The organism is Cupriavidus sp. MEYA8 (assembly GCF_059278825.1).
On record NZ_CM181221.1, the window covers coordinates 2,772,434 to 2,790,444 of the forward strand.

General features: G+C 63.6%; 14 protein-coding genes. 5 read left to right on the top strand and 9 right to left on the bottom strand.

What is annotated here, in order from left to right:
* Positions 1 to 16: 16 nt before the first annotated feature.
* Positions 17 to 847 (bottom strand): META and DUF4377 domain-containing protein, encoded by an 831-nt coding sequence (locus AC5WJ1_RS12935; protein ID WP_135705724.1) that lies wholly within the window; start codon positions 845 to 847, stop codon positions 17 to 19.
* A gap of 311 nt (positions 848 to 1,158) precedes the next feature.
* Here AC5WJ1_RS12935 and AC5WJ1_RS12940 point away from each other — a divergent pair, with 311 nt between their 5' ends.
* Positions 1,159 to 2,202 carry a glycosyltransferase family 4 protein gene (locus AC5WJ1_RS12940; RefSeq protein WP_135706302.1) on the top strand — a complete coding sequence of 348 codons (1,044 nt, stop codon included), beginning with the start codon at positions 1,159 to 1,161 and terminating at the stop codon, positions 2,200 to 2,202.
* Between the two features lie 8 nt (positions 2,203 to 2,210).
* Here AC5WJ1_RS12940 and waaA read toward each other — a convergent pair whose 3' ends face one another.
* From waaA to AC5WJ1_RS12955, 3 genes are read right to left on the bottom strand one after another with little or no spacing between them, the layout of a single operon-like run.
* Entirely contained in the window at positions 2,211 to 3,500 is a 1,290-nt protein-coding gene (gene waaA / locus AC5WJ1_RS12945; protein ID WP_195427285.1) for a lipid IV(A) 3-deoxy-D-manno-octulosonic acid transferase, read from the bottom strand.
* Positions 3,500 to 4,624 carry a lipopolysaccharide heptosyltransferase I gene (gene waaC / locus AC5WJ1_RS12950; RefSeq protein WP_494476158.1) on the bottom strand — a complete coding sequence of 375 codons (1,125 nt, stop codon included), beginning with the start codon at positions 4,622 to 4,624 and terminating at the stop codon, positions 3,500 to 3,502. The genes waaA and waaC overlap by 1 nt, the downstream gene beginning before the upstream one ends.
* On the bottom strand, positions 4,605 to 5,990 hold the full coding sequence (locus AC5WJ1_RS12955; RefSeq protein WP_494476159.1) for a phosphomannomutase/phosphoglucomutase: 1,386 nt from the start codon (positions 5,988 to 5,990) through the stop codon (positions 4,605 to 4,607). Before AC5WJ1_RS12955 ends, waaC begins: the two co-directional genes overlap by 20 nt.
* Before the next feature lie 331 nt (positions 5,991 to 6,321).
* Here AC5WJ1_RS12955 and AC5WJ1_RS12960 point away from each other — a divergent pair, with 331 nt between their 5' ends.
* From AC5WJ1_RS12960 to AC5WJ1_RS12975, 4 genes are read left to right on the top strand one after another with little or no spacing between them, the layout of a single operon-like run.
* Positions 6,322 to 7,461: a glycosyltransferase family 4 protein gene (locus AC5WJ1_RS12960; protein ID WP_195427282.1), complete on the top strand. Its 1,140-nt coding sequence runs from the start codon at positions 6,322 to 6,324 to the stop codon at positions 7,459 to 7,461.
* Complete coding sequence (locus AC5WJ1_RS12965; RefSeq protein ID WP_195427356.1) at positions 7,461 to 8,780, top strand: sugar transferase; 1,320 nt, start codon at positions 7,461 to 7,463, stop codon at positions 8,778 to 8,780. Before AC5WJ1_RS12960 ends, AC5WJ1_RS12965 begins: the two co-directional genes overlap by 1 nt.
* On the top strand, positions 8,780 to 9,913 hold the full coding sequence (locus tag AC5WJ1_RS12970) for a glycosyltransferase (RefSeq protein WP_195427281.1): 1,134 nt from the start codon (positions 8,780 to 8,782) through the stop codon (positions 9,911 to 9,913). The genes AC5WJ1_RS12965 and AC5WJ1_RS12970 overlap by 1 nt, the downstream gene beginning before the upstream one ends.
* Positions 9,913 to 11,169 (top strand): lipopolysaccharide biosynthesis protein, encoded by a 1,257-nt coding sequence (locus AC5WJ1_RS12975; RefSeq protein ID WP_195427280.1) that lies wholly within the window; start codon positions 9,913 to 9,915, stop codon positions 11,167 to 11,169. The genes AC5WJ1_RS12970 and AC5WJ1_RS12975 overlap by 1 nt, the downstream gene beginning before the upstream one ends.
* Positions 11,170 to 11,196: 27 nt before the next feature.
* Here the strand turns inward: AC5WJ1_RS12975 and AC5WJ1_RS12980 are convergent, their stop codons facing one another.
* From AC5WJ1_RS12980 to AC5WJ1_RS13000, 5 genes are all read right to left on the bottom strand, one after another.
* Complete coding sequence (locus AC5WJ1_RS12980; RefSeq protein ID WP_195427279.1) at positions 11,197 to 12,300, bottom strand: MraY family glycosyltransferase; 1,104 nt, start codon at positions 12,298 to 12,300, stop codon at positions 11,197 to 11,199.
* 9 nt (positions 12,301 to 12,309) lie between these two features.
* Entirely contained in the window at positions 12,310 to 13,104 is a 795-nt protein-coding gene (locus AC5WJ1_RS12985; protein WP_368671103.1) for a glycosyltransferase, read from the bottom strand.
* On the bottom strand, positions 13,088 to 14,080 hold the full coding sequence (locus tag AC5WJ1_RS12990) for a glycosyltransferase family 2 protein (protein WP_195427278.1): 993 nt from the start codon (positions 14,078 to 14,080) through the stop codon (positions 13,088 to 13,090). Before AC5WJ1_RS12990 ends, AC5WJ1_RS12985 begins: the two co-directional genes overlap by 17 nt.
* Positions 14,077 to 15,258, bottom strand: a complete 1,182-nt coding sequence (locus tag AC5WJ1_RS12995) for a glycosyltransferase (RefSeq protein WP_195427277.1) — start codon at positions 15,256 to 15,258, stop codon at positions 14,077 to 14,079. The genes AC5WJ1_RS12990 and AC5WJ1_RS12995 overlap by 4 nt, the downstream gene beginning before the upstream one ends.
* Positions 15,259 to 15,362: 104 nt before the next feature.
* Entirely contained in the window at positions 15,363 to 18,002 is a 2,640-nt protein-coding gene (locus tag AC5WJ1_RS13000; protein WP_195427276.1) for a glycosyltransferase family 4 protein, read from the bottom strand.
* Between the last annotated feature and the right edge of the window lie 9 nt (positions 18,003 to 18,011).

Genomic DNA, 18,011 nt, shown 5'->3' on the forward strand with positions numbered 1-18,011 from the left:
GGGAGCAAACCAGCAGCTATTGCGCCCGCGTCCGCGACTCCACCTTCAGCAACTCCCACCGTATCGACGACGCATCGGCCGGCGGGTTCGGCACCTGGTATTCGCGCACGCGCAGCTTGTACGCCACCCCCTGCTCGAAATCCAGCCCTTCGATCGGCCCGTACCAGAGCTGCCACGGCGCGTCCGGCGACTCGCGCCAGCGATAGCACATCATCTTGCCGACGCCCGAACATTCCACGCGCTGCGAATCGATATAAACGATCTTCTCCACGCCACCCGCCGCGGCACTCGCGCCGCGCCTGCCCACGCCTTCGCGCTCGGCAAACTGCAGCAGGTCGCCGCTGGCGGTTTTCCAGACAATCTGCCGCCCGGTGCTGGCCGCCGACGGCTGCGTGCCGACGGTGGTGAACGATGCCTGCATCGCCTTGAGCAACGCCGACTCCAGTTCCATGCGCGGTGGCGGGCAAGCCATGCGCGTGCCAGCCACGCGGTCAAAGCGCACCCCGGTGTCGGTCTTGCCATAGCTGCCAGTAAAGCGGTTGCAGCCGCTGGTGCCGCTGACCGTGCCCTGCGCGGCATCGATGCCATCGCTGAACTCGAAGATGATGGGCTCGCCGTTGTCGCCATGCGGGATGTCGCGCAGCGTGCCGTCGGCCAGCTGCCAGCGCACCAGTTCCCAACGGCTGGGACCGGACGGCTGCGCCTGGTTGAGATTGGCGCCGGCGCTGGGCAGCCCTGGTGCCGGCGCGGTGGTGCAGGCGGCGAGTGTGGCGGCTGCGGTGGCAAGCGCAATGGCCGCGCTGCGCAGGCCGATGCTCCGGCAGGTGCCGCGAAGGGGTGTCTGCATCTCAGTAAGCTCCTGTAACTTGGGCGGGAACGCCGCTGTGCAAGCGATTGACGATCGCATGGCAGCGTCCGCGCTTCATGCTGGCTTAGAGCGTGGCGGATTCATGCAAGTTTCAGCATTGCCGGCTGCACAATGCTGCCGTCTAGTGTAACGTGCGCCCCATGTCTCGCCGCGGCCGGATGCCGGTCGCGGCCTTTCGTGTCTCCGGGTGCCTTAGAACACCTCGGATCGCCCAGAACGCCTTGCCCACCACCACGCATCCCTCGCCTTCCGGCCGCAACATCTGCTTCCTGACCGGCACGCTGAACGCCATGGCCGGCGCCGAGCGCATGACGGCGACAGTCGCCAATGCGCTGGCCGCGCTCGGCCATAACGTGACCATTCTGAGCCTGTGGGACCCGGCCAGCCAGTTCGCGCTGGATCCGCGTATCCGGCATGAAGCGCTGTTTGCGCAGCGGCCTTCGTTCAAGCGGGCTTACCTGGCCACCGTGGCCGGCATCCACCGCCATTGCCGTGCGCACCGGACCGACGTGCTGGTGCAGGTCGACACCATGCTCGCGCTGTTCGTGCTGCCCGCCACCGCCGGTCTGGGCCTGCACCATATCGCCTGGGAGCATTGCCACTTCGACGAGGACCTCGGCAAGCCGGCGCGCAAGCTGGCGCGGCGCCTGGATGCACGCTTCTGCCGGCAGGTCGTGGTCCTGACGGAGCGCGACCGCCAGCGCTGGCGCGAAGCGCTGCGGCCACGCAGCGATATCGTCTGCCTGCCAAACCCCCTGCCGTTCCCGATGCCACCCGAACCTGCGCCGCGCGCGCAGAAGACGGTGCTCGCCATGGGCCGTCTGGTTGCGGCCAAGGGCTTCGATGTGCTGCTGCATGCCTGGCAGCAAGTCGCCGCGCAGGCGCCGGGATGGCATTTGCTGATTCACGGCGAGGGCGAGGAGCGCCCGGCGCTGACCGCGCTGACCGTTGAACTGGGCTTGCAGGACAGCGTCAGCCTGCCGGGCATCTGCCACGATCCGGAGCAAGCGTACGGGCGCGCGTCGGTGTTCTGCCTGAGTTCGCGATACGAAGGCTTCGGGCTGGTGCTGATCGAAGCCATGGCGTTTGGCCTGCCCATCGTCTCGACCGATTGCGAGACCGGCCCACGCGAACTGCTGACGCCCGGGCAAGACGCGCTGGTGGTCGCGACAGGCAATGCGGATGCGCTGGCGCAAGCGCTGCTGACCGTGATCGGCGAACCGGCGACCGCCACCCGGCTCGCAGACGCCGGGCGTCGCAAGGCAGCCGGCTTTGCGCTCGAACGGATCGCGCTGCAGTGGGATGCACTGGTCAAGGCTCCTGCGGAGCCCTGACCTGCCGCTTAGTGTTCCAGGGCTGGCGCCAGCGCCGCCAGCGTACGTACGGTAGCGCCGCGATGCAGCCCGGCAAAAGTCTGTGCATGCGCCCGCATATCCGCCAGCCGCGCGCGGTCCGCCAGCACGCTGCCGGCGGTGCGCACCAGCTCATCCGCATTGTCCACGCGCAGGCACGCGCCCGCGGCAATGGCGTCTTCGGTCGCCTGCGCAAAGTTGAAGGTGTGCGGGCCGATCAGCACCGGCGTGCCGACCGCGCACGCCTCGATCAGGTTCTGCCCGCCCAGCGGCAACAGGCTGCCGCCGATAAAGGCGAGGTCCGATGCGGCGAAGTACATCGCCATCTCGCCCATCGAATCGCCCAGCAGGATATCCGCGTCCACGGGCGCCGTCTCGGCATCGAGATCCAGCGCACTGCGGCGCGCCACCGAGAATCCCGTGCGCGCCGCCAGCGCCGCCACTTCATCGAAGCGCTGCGGATGCCGCGGGATCAGCAGCAGCAACGGGCGCGGCACGTCGCCGGCCAGCGCCTGCCAGCGCGAGAAAGCATCGAGCAACAGCGGCTCCTCGCCTTCGCGGGTGCTGGCGGCGGCCAGCACCTGGCGGCCGCTGAAGGTTTTGCGCAGCCGCTCGCCCAGCGCCATGCCCGCCGGCGCCGGCTGCATGTCGAACTTGAGGTTGCCCGTGATTTGCACGGCCGGCACGCCCAGCTGGCGAAAGCGCTCAGCATCGCCGGCGGTCTGCGCCAGCACGCCCGCGAAGTCGCGGTACATCGCCGAAGCCGCGCGCCCGAAGCGCGCCGTGCGCCGGAAGCTGCGGGGCGACAGGCGCGCATTGACCAGGTACAACGGCACGCCCGCCTTGCGCGCGCCGTGCACCACATTCGGCCACACCTCGGTTTCCATCAGCATCCCCGCCTCGGGCCGGAAATGCCGCAAGAACCGCCGCACCAGCCATGGCAAGTCGTATGGCAGGTAGCACTGCAGGATGCGCGGCTCGTTGCCGAACAGCTGCGCGCCGGTCTGGCGGCCGGTCGGCGTCATATGCGTCAGCAGCAGCCGATGGCGCGGATAGGCGCCGAGCAAGGACTCGATCAGCGGCTGCGCGGCACGGGTCTCGCCCACGGACACGGCGTGGACCCACAGCCACGGCCCCTGGTTCGGCAGGCTGCCATAGATACCCAGCCGCTCGCCGACATGGTGCAGGTAGCCGGGCTCCTTGCGCGCGCGCCATGCCAGCCGCAACAGCGCCAGCGGCAGCACCGCCACCCACAACAAGCTATAGATCAGGCGCAGCATCAGGCAGCGACCCCGCGCACGCGGCAGGCGGCCTCGTAGACTTCATCGACCGATGGCACCACGCCGTCGTCGCCGACGTTGGCGATGCGGTCGGACCAATACCCTTCCGTCTTCCAGCGCCATGTCGCGGTATAGATTTCCACCGTCGGCCGGCACAGCGCCGCCGCGATATGGACCAGGCCCGTATCGACTCCGATCACCACTTCGGCACGGTTGATCAGGCCAAAGCCCTGCATAACCGAGAACTTCGGCAGCACGCGTGCCTGCGGCACGCCCGCGGCAATCTCTTCGGCGGCCTGGCGCTCCTTGTCGTTGCCCCACGGCAGCAGCATGGTCAGGCCTTCGGCGGCCAGGCGGTTGCCCAGCGCGTGCCAGTTCTGCACCGCCCATTTCTTGCGCGCTCCCGCCGTCGCGTGGAAGCAGACGGCATAGCGCGCCGGCAAGTCCGCCCATAGCGGGTCGTCGACATGCAATGACTGCGCCGCCAGCCCGAAAAACCGTGGCGGCTCCACTGGCGCGATCCCCGTCAGCGCCGCGCCCAGAAGGCGCGAGCGCTGCACCGAATGGGTCTGGCGCGGCACGCGCACCGAGTCCGTGTACAACAGGCGCGCCGCAGGCTCATAGCCCGAACCCTGCGTCGCATTGCCCAGCCCGATGATCGGCGCACCCTGCGCACGCGTCGCCACACGCGCCACCACCGCGGTCTTGAGCAGACCCTGGCTTTCGATCACGGCGTCGTAGCGCTCCCGGCGCAAGGCATTGCGCACGGCACCGATCTCCTGCCAGGTCGCGCCCTGCAGGATGCGCTTGCGCCAGCGCCGCAGCGCGAACGGAATCACCCGCCGCACCTCAGGCAACAGGCGCACCAGCTCCACATAGCCCTCTTCCACCACCCAGTCGATCTCGGCACCGGGCCAGCGCGCGCGCAGGTCGTGCACCAGCGGCATGTTGTGCACCACGTCGCCGAGCGACGACACCTTGACCAGCAGGATGCGCGGCCGCTCTGGCAGCGTGAACGGCACTGCGGCCGGCATGGGCTGCACCACGCCGGCCGCGCCGACTGCATCGGGCGAAGGTGGCGATGCCGGCGGCACCGCCGTGCGCTCAGAACGGGAGTTGAGCATCCGGTTTCTCGGCCAGGATCACACGCTTGAACTCGGCCTGGATGCGCGCCAGCGCGGCGTCGTTATCCGCTTCGAAACGCATCACCACCACCGGCGTGGTGTTCGACGGACGCGCCAGGCCGAAGCCATCGGCGTATTCCACGCGCACGCCATCGATCTTGTTCACCTCGCGCGCGCCCTCGAACGTGGCGTTCGCCTTGATCTTGTCGAGCAGCGTGAAGGGCTCGCCTTCCGCGCACTTGAGCTGCAGCTCCGGCGTATTGTTGGCGTTCGGCAGCGCGTTCAGCACCGCGCTCGGGTCGGCGTGGCGCGACAGGATCTCCAGCAGGCGCGCGCCGGTGTACAGGCCGTCGTCAAAGCCATACCAGCGGTCCTTGAAAAACACGTGGCCACTCATCTCGCCGGCGATCGGCGCGCCGGTCTCCTTCAGCTTGGCCTTGACCAGCGAATGGCCGGTCTTCCACATCAGCGGCTCGCCACCGTGCTCGCGGATCCACGGGGCCAGCTTGCCGGTGCACTTCACGTCGTAGATCACCTGCGCACCCGGATTGCGCGACAGGATTTCCTCGGCAAACAGCATCAGCTGGCGGTCCGGGAAGATGACCTGGCCATCCTTGGTCACCACGCCCAGCCGGTCGCCGTCGCCGTCGAAGGCCAGGCCCAGCTCGCAATCGGTCTCGCGCAGGGTCTTCATCAGGTCCTGCAGGTTCTCGATATGCGCCGGATCGGGGTGGTGGTTGGGGAAATTGCCGTCGACGTCGCAGAACAGCTCGGTCACTTCGCAGCCCAGGCCGCGGAACAGGTCGCCGACGAACGCGCCGGCCACGCCATTGCCGGCATCGAGCGCGATCTTCATCGGGCGGGCGAGCTTGACGTCGCTGATGATGCGGTCGAGGTACTTCTGGCGCACATCGACCTTCTGGTAGATGCCTGCACCGCTGGTGAAGTCGCCCGCCTCGATGCGCAGGCGCAGGCCCTGGATCTGCTCGCCATAGATGGCCTGGCCGGCGAGGACCATCTTGAAGCCGTTGTAGTCAGGGGGGTTGTGGCTGCCGGTGACCATGATGCCGGAGGTGGCACGGACGCCATTGAGCTCGATGTTGGTACCGAAGTAGACCATGGGGGTGGCGACCATGCCGAGGTCGATCACGTCCAGGCCGGCGGCGCGCAGGCCTTCTACCAGTCCACCGATCAGGTCAGGTCCCGAAAGCCGCCCGTCGCGGCCGACCACGATCGACTTCTCACCCAGCTCTACGGCCGCCGAGCCGAACGACAGTCCGATCTGGCGCGCAACCTCGCGAGTGAGCGTTTTGCCCACGATGCCGCGGATGTCATAGGCTTTGAAGATAGAGGGATCGATTTGCATGTGGCTTCCTGTCAGTCTTGTCGGGCACGCCGCACACCACAACGGTGTGCCGGCGATACCGGATAGGGCTCTTGGAAAGAACCAAAGGGGGGTATTTTGCCGGATTGCGCGGCTGGCGGGCGGTATAATCGCGGCAATATACCGGACAAGCGCAATTTTCAGCATCTGTCCTACACCTGAGGCTACACATTGCCGCCCGCCCGGCCGCGCCTTGCGCCCTCCGGGCCCATCGGCCACGGAAGCGATCGCCCGACCACTCTGAATTTGCCATAAGTCATCGGCATATTTGGGTCCTGTGGCGGTTGCGGCATGACAAATTTCGTAAGCAAACTTGACGACCGCCGCACAGTCCTCGCCGCGCCTGCGCATTGCCTATCTGATCACCAACTCGGAGATCGGCGGAGCGCAGTCGCATGTTGCCGACCTGGTGCAGGCGGCGCCGGCCGATGCCGACCTCATCCTGCTGGCTGGCGGCGATGGACCGCTGTTTGACATCGCCAGGCGCGCCGGCGCGCAAGTCATCCGGCTGGCGCGGCTGGACAACGCGCTCTCGCCCTTACGCGCGGTGGGTGCATTGCGGGAACTGCTGCAGGCCCTGAAGGAGGCGCGCCCGGACCTCATCCATGCGCATAGCGCCAAGGCGGGTGCGCTGGGGCGGATTGCGGGGGCGCTCCTTGGCATTCCGGTGGTGTACACCGTGCATGGATTTGCCTTCAAGCCACAGGCTCCTACACGTCAGCGACTGGCGGCGCGCGTTGCGGAATGGGTGCTCGCACCGCTGACCAGCCGGCTGATCTGCGTGGCCGAAGCCGAGAGGCGGCTGGCGCAGGCACTCCCGATTCCTGCCCGCCGTATCGCCGTCATTCCCAACGGGATTGCCGACACCGCAGCTCGCGCCTCGCCTGCCGACCCGATGCGCCGCATCGTCATGGTCGCCCGCTTCGCGGCGCCCAAGCGGCCAGACATCCTGATCCGCGCCTTCGCACACGCGAACCTCCCCGGCTGCGAGCTAGTGCTTGCCGGGGACGGACCGCAACGCGCCACCATGGAGGCACTCGCCGCGCAACTCGCGCCCGGACGCGTGGCATTTCCAGGCAATGTCGCGGACATCGCGGGCTTGCTGGCATCGGCACAGGTGTTCGTGCTGGTTTCGGACCACGAAGGCTTTCCGTTGTCGGTGCTAGAGGCGATGCGGGCCGGGCTGCCGGTGATCGCGTCGGACCTGCCTGGCATCCGGGAGCAGATCCAGGGCCCACGACATGGCCTGCTGGTCGCCGGCAACGACGCCGACGCGTTTTCCGCTGCGCTGGCGCGTATTGCGGGCGACGGCGCACTGCGGGCCGAACTCGGCGTCGCCGCGCGCCGCCGGTGGGAACAATGCTATGGGTTGGAACGCATGACCGAGGCAACGTGGCAAGTCTATCGCGATGCCTTGGCCAGACTCCCCGCCACCGCGCGGGTGCCGACATGATGAACGCCAAGACCGACAACCTGCGCCGCCACGCCTTGCGTGGCCGCATCGGCGGCTCCGAGACCATGCGCCGGGTCAGCCGGATGCTGGCCTGGGCTGTGCTCGGGCTATCGCTGTTCGCGCTCAGCGCGGTCTTTGCCGAAGCCGCGCACCGCGCCGGCCTGGTTACCTATGTCTTCACCCGCACGCTGTTGTGGTCCGTGGCGCCGTACCTGGCGGCGTTCATGCTGCTCCACCGCTCGCTGCACCTCCCGGCGATGGAGGGCAACAGCCTGGTCGGGCTGGCCGTGACGCTGCCTTTTGCTGGTTTGCTGTTTGGCTTTGCGGCCTTCCATATTGAGTATTCGCGGGGCGCCCTGCTGCTGTCGTATCTCATTACGCTCGGGTGGATCTGGGCGGGGTATCGCCGCTATGTGCATAACTACGTGCCGTTGTTCGGATACACCGACCCGCATACCCTGGCCCAGCTCGAAGGCATTCTCGCCATGCCAGGCGCCGCGCCGGCGGCGCGCATGCGGTTGGAACCGGTTGGATCGCTGGAAGATGCCAGGCATTTTGATGGGCTGATGGTGGATCGAAGCGTGACTGGCGATCCTGAGCGCACCCGGATGCTTGCCCATTACAAGATGAGTCATGTGCGGATGTATTCGGTCGAGCGGGTTGGGGAGATGCTGACCGGGCGGGTGGGGTTAGCGCATATTGATGAGAATTTTTTGGACGACTATGCCGCCCACTATCTGTATGGCTATCTGAAACGTGTGGTCGATATCGTGGCAGTACTGTGCCTGGCACCGATTGCCGTGCCCGTGGGTCTTGCCCTGGCGCTAGCCATCCGCTTGGAAACGCCCGGCGGCGCCATCTTCCGGCAGGAACGCGTCGGCCTCTTCGGCAAGCCGTTCATCATGCTCAAATTCCGCAGCATGGGCGTCGACTCCAGCGCGCCGGCCCAGTTCGCCGTGCGACGAGATCCGCGCGTTACGCGTGTCGGGCGCGTTATCCGCAAATACCGCCTTGATGAAATTCCGCAACTCTGGAATGTGTTGGTCGGCCACATGAGCCTGATTGGCCCGCGGCCAGAACAGGCGCCAATGGTCGACCAATTCTCGGCATCGATCCCGTACTACCCTTACCGGCACCTAGTGCGGCCCGGCCTGTCCGGGTGGGCGCAGGTCCAACAGGGCTATGCCGGCAGCCATGCAGAGACCGTGACCAAGCTCAGCTATGACCTGTATTACGTTAAGCATTGCTCGCTGGCGCTGGATTTGCTGATTGGGGTGAAGACGTTGCGGACGTTGGTAACCGGATACGGGGCGCGGTGATGTCTGCCGTTGGCAGACGCTCCGAACAGCAGCCCTTGCGTATCCTGCTCATTACCACGGGGCTCAAACTCGGCGGCGCCGAGCAGCAAGTCGCGGCGCTTGCCCGCGCCTTCATCGAGCTTGGCAACGAGGTTGCCATTCTGAGCCTGACCGCGGGCCGGGAAATCGAACTGCCGCCCGATATCGCCGTCACCGAACTTGGAATGCGCAAGACGCCGCTGTCGATGCTTGCGGCACTGCGCAGGGCCAGACAGATTGTGCTTGGATGGCAGCCCGACGTCATCCATGCGCACATGGTCCACAGCAACCTGTTTGCCCGGGCGCTGACTCGGCTGGGCCGCACTCCGCCATTGATATGCTCAGCGCACAGCGCAAGGGAAGGCGGCAGGCTGCGAGCAATGGCCTATCGCGTGACTGACCAGTGGTGCACGCTGACCACGCATGTCAGCGCTGCGGGCAGGGACGCCATGATCGCCAGCGGTGCGGTGTCTGCCCGACGCGTCACGGTGATCCCCAACGGCATTGATACGGGCCGCTTCCGGCCAGACGACGCCTCGCGCGAGCGCGCACGCCGCGAACTCGGCCTGAGCCCTGGGCATGTGCTCCTGCTGAACGTCGGCAGGCTGGTCCCCGATAAAGACCAGGCCATGTTGATCGAGGCATTCCGCGAAGTGGCCGCGCTGATTCCTTGCACAAGGCTGATGATTGCCGGTGATGGACCGCTGCGGTCAGACCTGGCTGCCAGGATCGCGCAGCACGGGCTGAACGACTCCGTCCTGCTGGCTGGCGCAAGAAGCGACATCCCCGAGCTGTTGCGGGCGGCCGACGTCTTCGTGCTGTCGTCGCGAATCGAAGGCATGCCACTTGCGGTGGGCGAAGCGCTGGCCAGTGGCCTGCCTGTGGTCTCCACGGCTGCAGCGGGCGTATCGGAACTTGCGGGCGGCACCGCCACGCTGACGCCGGTCGGGGACGCGCATGCGCTGGGGCGCGCCCTGCGCGAAGCGATCGCCCGGCTGCCAGGCACGCAGGCTGAACGAGACCGCCGCCGGCAGCAGATCGTCAGCCGCTTCGATGTGGCAGCCGTGGCCCGGCAATGGCTGGCGCGGTACCAGGAACTGAAGGAAAAACACTGATGCGCCGCAGAGTCGCAGGCAATCTGCTCTGGATGCTGGCCGACCGGGGCCTACAGGTGGCCGTGGGGATCGGCGTCGTCGCCATGCTGGCACGCGCCCTTGGCGCCGAGGGCTTCGGGCACTTTCAATACGCGCAGTCGCTGGTGTTCATCGCGGCGTCGGTACCGCTGCTATGCTCGGCGGAGGTGGTGGTGCCCCGGCTGGTGGCAATGGCCACGACGGAGGCCAGGCATGTTCTGGTCGCACACGCCTTCGCGATCCGGGTGACCGCCGGTATAGCCGGCTACACGCTGATGTGCCTGTGGCTGGCGATCACGCAGCAGCCCGCCGACACCTGGATTCCTGCCGCCATCCTCGGTACTGCCGTCATGATGCGCGAACCTTTCGGCGTCGTCATCGCGTGGATGCAGGCGCGCACCCACAACCGGCCCAACGTCGTGTTCAACCTGGTCGCCCTCGCGGCAAAGGCTGGATTGATCGCAACGCTGTTCTTTGCCGGTGTGGAACTGGTACCTGCCTATGCCACCGCATTCGCCATCGAGCCACTGATCGCGGCTGTGCTGCTCGCCTGGTACTACTTGTCCCGCGCCCCCCGGGTCGTCCCCTCGCACGAACCGACGCTCACCCGCGAGCTGGTGCGCGACGGCTCGCTGTTCTGGATCAGCTTTATGCTGATGGTCGCCGCGCGCCGCGCCGACCAGTTGATCCTGAAGCCGGCCGTGCCACTGGCCGAACTTGGAACTTATGCGGCCACCATGCAGGTGCTCGACAACTTCACCACCATCGCCACCATCCTGGCCGCGGGCGTGGCGCCGATGTATGTGTTCGCGCAGCAATCCGCCGCCGCTGCGCGTCGCAACGTACTGCGCGTGGCAACGGGCATGTCGATCATCGGCGTAACCGGTGCCGTCATTCTTGCGCTCTGCGCCGGGCCCGTGGTGCGGCTGCTCTACGGCCAGGCTTTCGGGGAAACCGTGGTGCTGTTGCGACTGGCGGCGCTGGCGTCCACACTGATCTTTGCCGACGTTGGCCTGAGTTTGCTGCCCGTCTACCTGCGCAAACCACGCTGGGTGGCAATCAAGTGGGGGCTTGTCCTGGCGACCACGGTCGTCGTCGACATGGTCGCGGTCCCGCGTCTTGGCGCCCGTGGCGCGGTCCTCGGCTACGCCGTTGCCAACGCCGTCGCCGTCATCTTTGGCCTGGTCCTGTTGCTGCGTACCAGCCGCACCACCGCCGCCGCGACGGTCTCGGCTTGAACCCGGCCGGAATCCGCGGCATGGGTCTTACTCAGTGTTGTCCGGAACGCTGGGCCCACGCTTGCCGCGCAGGACAATGCGACGACCGACCCGGAGGCAACGCCATGCGTTGCGCATCAGCAGCAAGTGAAGTGCGGTGACGCCCAGGAACGCAAGGAACAGCACCTGCTCCGAGATCCCCTGCTTCCAGCCGTATACGCCGATAAAGCCCAGCAACCCATTGCTGACAAGAATGACCCACACGATCGCGTCGGGACTCAGGCCGAGGCGAAGCAGCACATGGTGCAAGTGTGTCCGGTCTGCGGACAAGGGATTGCGACGCTTCATTGCCCGGCGGATGACCACTACCAGCAGGTCGATCAGTACGAATCCGAGCACCCAGAGCATCACGACAGGGGGTACACGCAGACCATTGTTATATGGCTTCTGGGACAGTTCCACCGCGAACCAGACGATGCCATATCCGAGCATCAGGCTGCCGGCGTCACCAAGAAACACGCGTAGGCTCCCCCTGAAAGGATTGCGCATATTGAAGATCAGAAAGCCGAGAATTGCGCCGCAGAAAATCACGCACACACGCTGGGCGGCCAGGTTCTCGAGCTCACCGGCAAGGTAACTGAACCAGCCAAAGACAATGAGGGACAGGCCGCCAGCCAGGCCATCGAGCCCGTCGCTCATGTTCATGGCGTTGATCACGGCGACCACGGCAAATAGCGTGAGCGGGATGGCCCAGTTTGCCAGTTCGACTTCACGCCTGCCAAAAATATCGCCCAGCGACGTCAGGTAGACGCCGCCCCATGACGTCATCAAGATGCCTGCAAACAGCTGTGCGGCAAGCTTGGCCACCGGCGACATGCCTTGCATGTCATCGATCAGCCCGACGAAGGCGAGCAACGTCAGACCACCCAGCAATGCCACGTAATAGCCCTGGTTGCGCATGAACAGCAGGCAACCCGCCCATATAGCCAGCGTTACGGCAATGCCGCCGACCAGCGGCACTGCGCCATGGTGACGCTTGCGGTTGTCGGGGCGGTCCAGCAGCCCGCCAACCATTGCCACCGGGCGCAGGAGCAGGACACCCAGCGCCGAGACCAGAAAGGCAAAGGACGGGACCCAGAAAAAGTCGAACATGGATTCGTTCTAATAATTGTTCATTTGCCGGGCGGCGACATTGCCGAAGCGGAATCGCCAGTATGCGCTGGATGTGAACAGCCTCAGCATGCTGGCCAAATGCCATCGCAGGTAGCGGAACCTGCGATGACTGTCGCGGCGCGCATCATGCATCACTATTGCCTCGTTCGCCCAAGAGACGGTTCCGCCATTCAGCCAAGTTCGAAGGCACACGTCCACATCCTCACAATAGAGATGATATCGGTCGTCGAAGCCACCCAGTCGCTTGAATACCTGCGCATCGAACAGAAGAAACATGCCTGCAGCCCAGTCCACCGGAATCGTCCCTTCACTTGTGTAGTCCGGAGGCAAGCGCCTTTTCATCAGTCTGGCAAGCGCACGCTGAAGGAGGATGGAAGGCCGCGGCACTTTCCGCGCGCTGTCTTCGAGGGTTCCATCCTCCGCCACGACGCGCGGCGCTACAACGCCAGGCCTTGCCCGCACTTGCGCCAGGAGTGCAGGAAAGGGATTTTTGATCAGCCGGACGTCGGGATTGACGACACAGAAATATGGCGTGTTGCAGTAAGCGAACGCGGCATTGTGATTGGCGCCAAAGCCCTTTGGTTCGGTGTTCTGGATATACCTGACATCCAGGCCAGCGAGCCCGTCATCGGCGCCGCGTTGCTCGCGCAGATTCTCGGTGACTATCACCTGAAGCGGCAGTTCCCCGGCAATAGCGGACAATTGCCCGATCAGCGGGCGCATCAGTTCCCACTGCCCATGGCTGACCAGGGAAATCGTCAGCAATTTAGCGGTCGGTTCCACGGCCTTGCCTCGCTTCCACCAGTGCGCCGCCACGGCCTTTTACGCCGTCGATGATGCCTTTGGTCATCAATCGGATCCGCCTGAAGCGCGGCGACATGCCGAGACCGAAAAACACCGCAAACTGCGACAGGCGGTACAGATGCGTGATCCTCCAAGCAATGCTCATCGGCGTCGTCAGCAGCATGCGCACCGTATTCCGGAACATGTAGTAGTCGCGCACCGGCGAGTGCACCGGCACCTCGCGCCAGCGGCCCAGCCAGACGCGCACGACATGGTCGCCCAGCGCATGCTCGAGCCGCGCGCCCGGCACCGCAAAGAGCCGCATGCCCCGCGCCTTCACGCGCAGGCACCATTCCGTGTCGACGTGATCAATAAAGTAGCCCTCGTTCATCATGCCGTGTCGCTCCAGCACCGAGATGGCAATCAAGGTGCCGGAGGCGATCAGGAAATCGGCCTCGATATAAGGCTCTGAGGTCAGGCTGGCGAGCCGCTGCACCCGGCCGCGCACCATGCGCACCACCTTGGATGTCGTGCCGGTGCGGCGGTCGTGTGCCACCGCGCCCACCGCGCCAACCTCGACACCGGCGTCGCGCAGCTGCCGGTCCGCTTGCCGCAGCGCGGCGACCATGTTGTCGGCCGGCACACTGTCGTGGTCCAGCAAGAGAACGTATTCGGCACCGGCGGCTTTTGCGGCTTCGATACCGCGGTTTTGAGCCGCCGCGATGCCGAGGTTGATCCCTAGGGGAACGTAACGAATACGTCCAGCCCCCGCATCTTCAGAGAAGCAGATAGCGGCGACGTCGATTCGCGCCGATCCGTTGTCGACGACCACAACAGTCCCGACCTGCTGCAGGGTGGCCTGCAACAGCCGCCGGAAAACAGGCTCGTCGGGATTGAATGTAACGACGACGGCAGCGGTGCTACAGGCTTCAACGGACGCAGCGCCGTTTGGCATGGCAAGTTGAGCTTCGCTCATGCCACCCTCTTCATCCGACTGTGAACAGTGCGGACCATGTGGGCAAGCATGGACCTAGCGCGAACATAGCGCAAATGTACCCTCAGTTTCTGCCGCGCCAGCCAGCCAGCCCCGCGTATCCAGCATGTATCGGCGCCTATTGCCGCACGACTCAAGCGTGGCATCCGTACGGAGCGCTGGAATTCCTCCAGCAAGCTCCGCCAGTGCATGGCCACCACATCCTGTGCATAGTGCCGTCGAACATCCTCGTACGCGGCCGCTGCCATTGCTGCACGCTGCTGCGGGTTGTCCACCAACTCGACGATTGCCCGATACCACGCCTCGGCATCTTGCCGCACGAGCAGGCCAGTCACACCGTTCGCCACGGAGTCACGGTAAGGCGGACTGTCAGCATATACGCCGGCGATGCGCAGGGCGCCGTACTCACGGTACTTGTTGTTGGTCTTGTATCGGTTTGACTCCGTATCCGCCATTGGAGCTAGCCCAATATCCAGGGCGCTGGCATGCTTGAACCTGATGAAGTCCTCGTAACTTCCTATGTGGGCGTGATAGACGACACGGTCCTTGCCGTGTAGCGACGGGGGACAATAACCAAAGAAATGCATCGTCACCTGCGGCCTTTCAGCCAACACTCGCTCCAGCGCAGGAAGAATAGCGATGAAGTCCTTTTCACGCGTCGCGCTACCCGCAAATCCGATCCGGACCTCATGCTCGTGCGCAGGCGGCGGCTCCAGCCCTGACAAGAGGCTGAAGTCGAATGGCGCAGGCAAGACGATGACCGACGCCCCAAAACGATCCCGCAAGTATTTCTCAAGATGGGGCGAGTTGACGATAACCGTATGGGCGTTGCGAACCACAAGTTCTAGGGTCTCGCGCACTTCCTTAGCCTGATAATAGTCAATCAGCGGCCCTTCGCCCTGCAGCTCCCAAAAGTTATCATCGATGTAGTACAGATATGAGATCTTGCGACGCAGCATCCATTTCACCATCGGCGCGGCGGAGGGATCGCCAACGCGGATAAGCAATGGAATAGCGTTACTCTGCATCCGACCAGGCAGGAAGTTGGATACGAGTAACTTGCAGACCCCCGCCGCATTACCGGCCGCCTCGCTAATAAGTCGGCCGATAATATGAGTAGTCGGAATCTCGCCCTCAATAACAAGACGGGCCTGTAGCATTGGCGCCGCTCCGGCAGCACCATGGGCCGGGTCAAGGCTACCGTTATCGCTCATACAGACCTTGCCCGACATTGGCATAAAGAGTCGCGCCCGCATACGCCGATTCAGCATTCATCAGACAACTCAAGGCCGATAGCTGGCACTATACGGCGGCGGATGCCGCTAAGGCGAGCGGCTCCAGCCAGCGAAATATGGCTAGTCGCACCACGCGTAAAGATGCGTATTTCGACATTGTCGGTGCCCTCGACCTCGATGCGCTTCCCAAAGCTGAGTCGGAGGAACGATCTATTTTTAACGTGATTGAGCGGAATAACGGATTGTGCCGCAATCTCATTATTAACAACGATCTCCGCACCGATCACGCCATCGCCATCTGCGAAATCCATCATGGGAATGGTCGACACACCTGCCACCATACCCGCCAAGCCACTGAACGCAGCAGCCACAAAATCCTTCCCATTCAGGTCCAGGCTCGAGCGAAGGTTGAGCGGCGTTGGAACACTCCACACCGTCTTCTGGCTCATGGAGCGGATATCTGCACGCGCCCGCCGGTCATCCACAAGCTGGTAGATCAATCCCTTCTTGTTTATGCAATGGTCCTCGAACGAGAAGCTGCGCGCAATGTCCTCATAGGCAGCAGACACGATCCGCGTCGCAAGATCTTCCTTGTAGAGAAGCGTCCGGATAGCGCGATACCAGCCTTCCTCATCGTTGGGAGCCAGGCAACCAGTCACCTCATGCTTGACATAGTTGCGATAGGTCTCAACATCCGAGTAAACGCCCGGAAATCCCGCCGCCGCGTATTCCCGATATTTATTATTCGTCTTACTACGATTGAACTCGGTATCCGCGAGCGGTGCCAGTGCCACGGCCCACTGCCTAGAGCGGAAAAACGAGATGAACTGATCATAGTCCGGATTAAATGGATGCGACACCACGCGCTCATTTCGCTCGAATTCCGCCGGCACGAAGCCAAAGAACTCGAGCGAGACATTGGTATCTTCTGCCAAGATCCTCTGCAGTGCAGGGATCACAAACTCGAAATCCACGTCCTTCTTCAGACTGCCCATGAAGCCGATTACCGAGGTCGCCTTGTACCTGGGCTTTTCCGCCGGTAGCAGCTGATAGGGCCGGAAGACCTCCACACGATCGCTGTGCTCCACGGCGGCATCTCGCATCGCCGCCGAGTACACTGCCGTCCGATCGGCCAGAGAGATCAGGTCAGCGAGATCCTGGTTCTCAAACTGGCCATGACTTGGTTCGCCGTTGTGAAACTGAAGCGCGAAATAATTGTCATCGGTCTCGAAAGCCACGGGGATACCGAGAGCTTTGGCACCGCGAACAATCTCGATGACCGGAGCGGTGTAGATGCGCAACACGTACACCAACTCAACCTCTTCGAGCTTGATCTTATGAAGCTCGGAAAGGTCATATACAGTGTATTCAAAGCCTTTGTCCTCGCGCCTCAACTGGTCGAACGGCTTTTCCACCAGCAACGCAAAAGACGTCTGCGAACGGTCAGGGACAATAACCGCAACCCTTACCCGCTCGCGACGGGACGGCACACGGAAGAAGACCTCCCTCATCCACCGATCGTCCGGTTGTTGGCTTTGCGTGGCCGCCCGCTCCAAAACCTTCTCGAATTCATCCACATATACTCGACTGGAAAAGCGCGCTTCAATGTTGGCTCTAGCGCGCTTACCCATTTCTGCAAGTTTGGGGGCGTCCGACATCAACTCGCAGAGCTTCGCCGCCATTTCGCTGGCACTCGATACGAGACATCCATCTTCCCCATCGCGGATGATCTCTCGCGCACCGATGGTCGGCGTTGCCACCACCGGGAGGCCACAAGCCTGTGCCTCAAGCAGCGAGACCGGAAAGGTCTCCGTTGTCGAGGTGTTCACATAAATGTCTGACGAGCCAAGACAATCCAGCGGATCATCCACCTGCTTGCGCAAATCAAAATACTTCGCAAGATCGTTCCGCATGATTTTCTCATGCAGAGCATCATAATACTGAGGTTCGCTGGGTCCGACCAAAGCGAACTGAAAGCCTGCACAACCCCGACGTAGCATGTCCATAGCCACATCTGGCAGCATCATTTGATTCTTGTTGTCGTTGAAATGCCCCAATTGTAAGATGCGGAACATTCCGTCCGCACCACGACGGGCAACCGACGGCGAGAACCGCTTGATATCAACGCCATTATGGACCACCGATATGCTGCCACCCAAACCCAGCTCACTCAGTGATTCACGTAATGACTGCGCGGGAACGACAATGTGACCACCACCGCTCGCAAGCAAGCGATAGATCGATTCCTTGAACTCGCCGGACATCGCGGTATAGATGTTGTCGACGAACAAGGCATGAATATGAGCAACGTGGGGACGACCCGTAATTCGCGCCGCAAAGTAACCATCCAGAAACACGCTGGTGTTACTCACAATCACGTCAGGGTTGGTACGCCTGATCAACCGCACCAGAAAATCGATACTCTCGCGCGAGCGATCCAGACAGTAACTAATATTGTCGTCCGAAAACCCTGGATTAAACCACCATCTCAAATAACTTGAGCGGGTAACCTGTACGCCACCAAAATTAAGCTGCGGGGCAATTTTTGCCTCGGGCGGCAGCACCGCTACCAGGTGATGTCCCTTTTCCGCGAGACCAAGGCAAAGCGCCCGAAACGTCTGATCGATACCCGCCAAGCCGGCTGTCGGGCTGATTGCCAAAACACGCATCTTAATTTC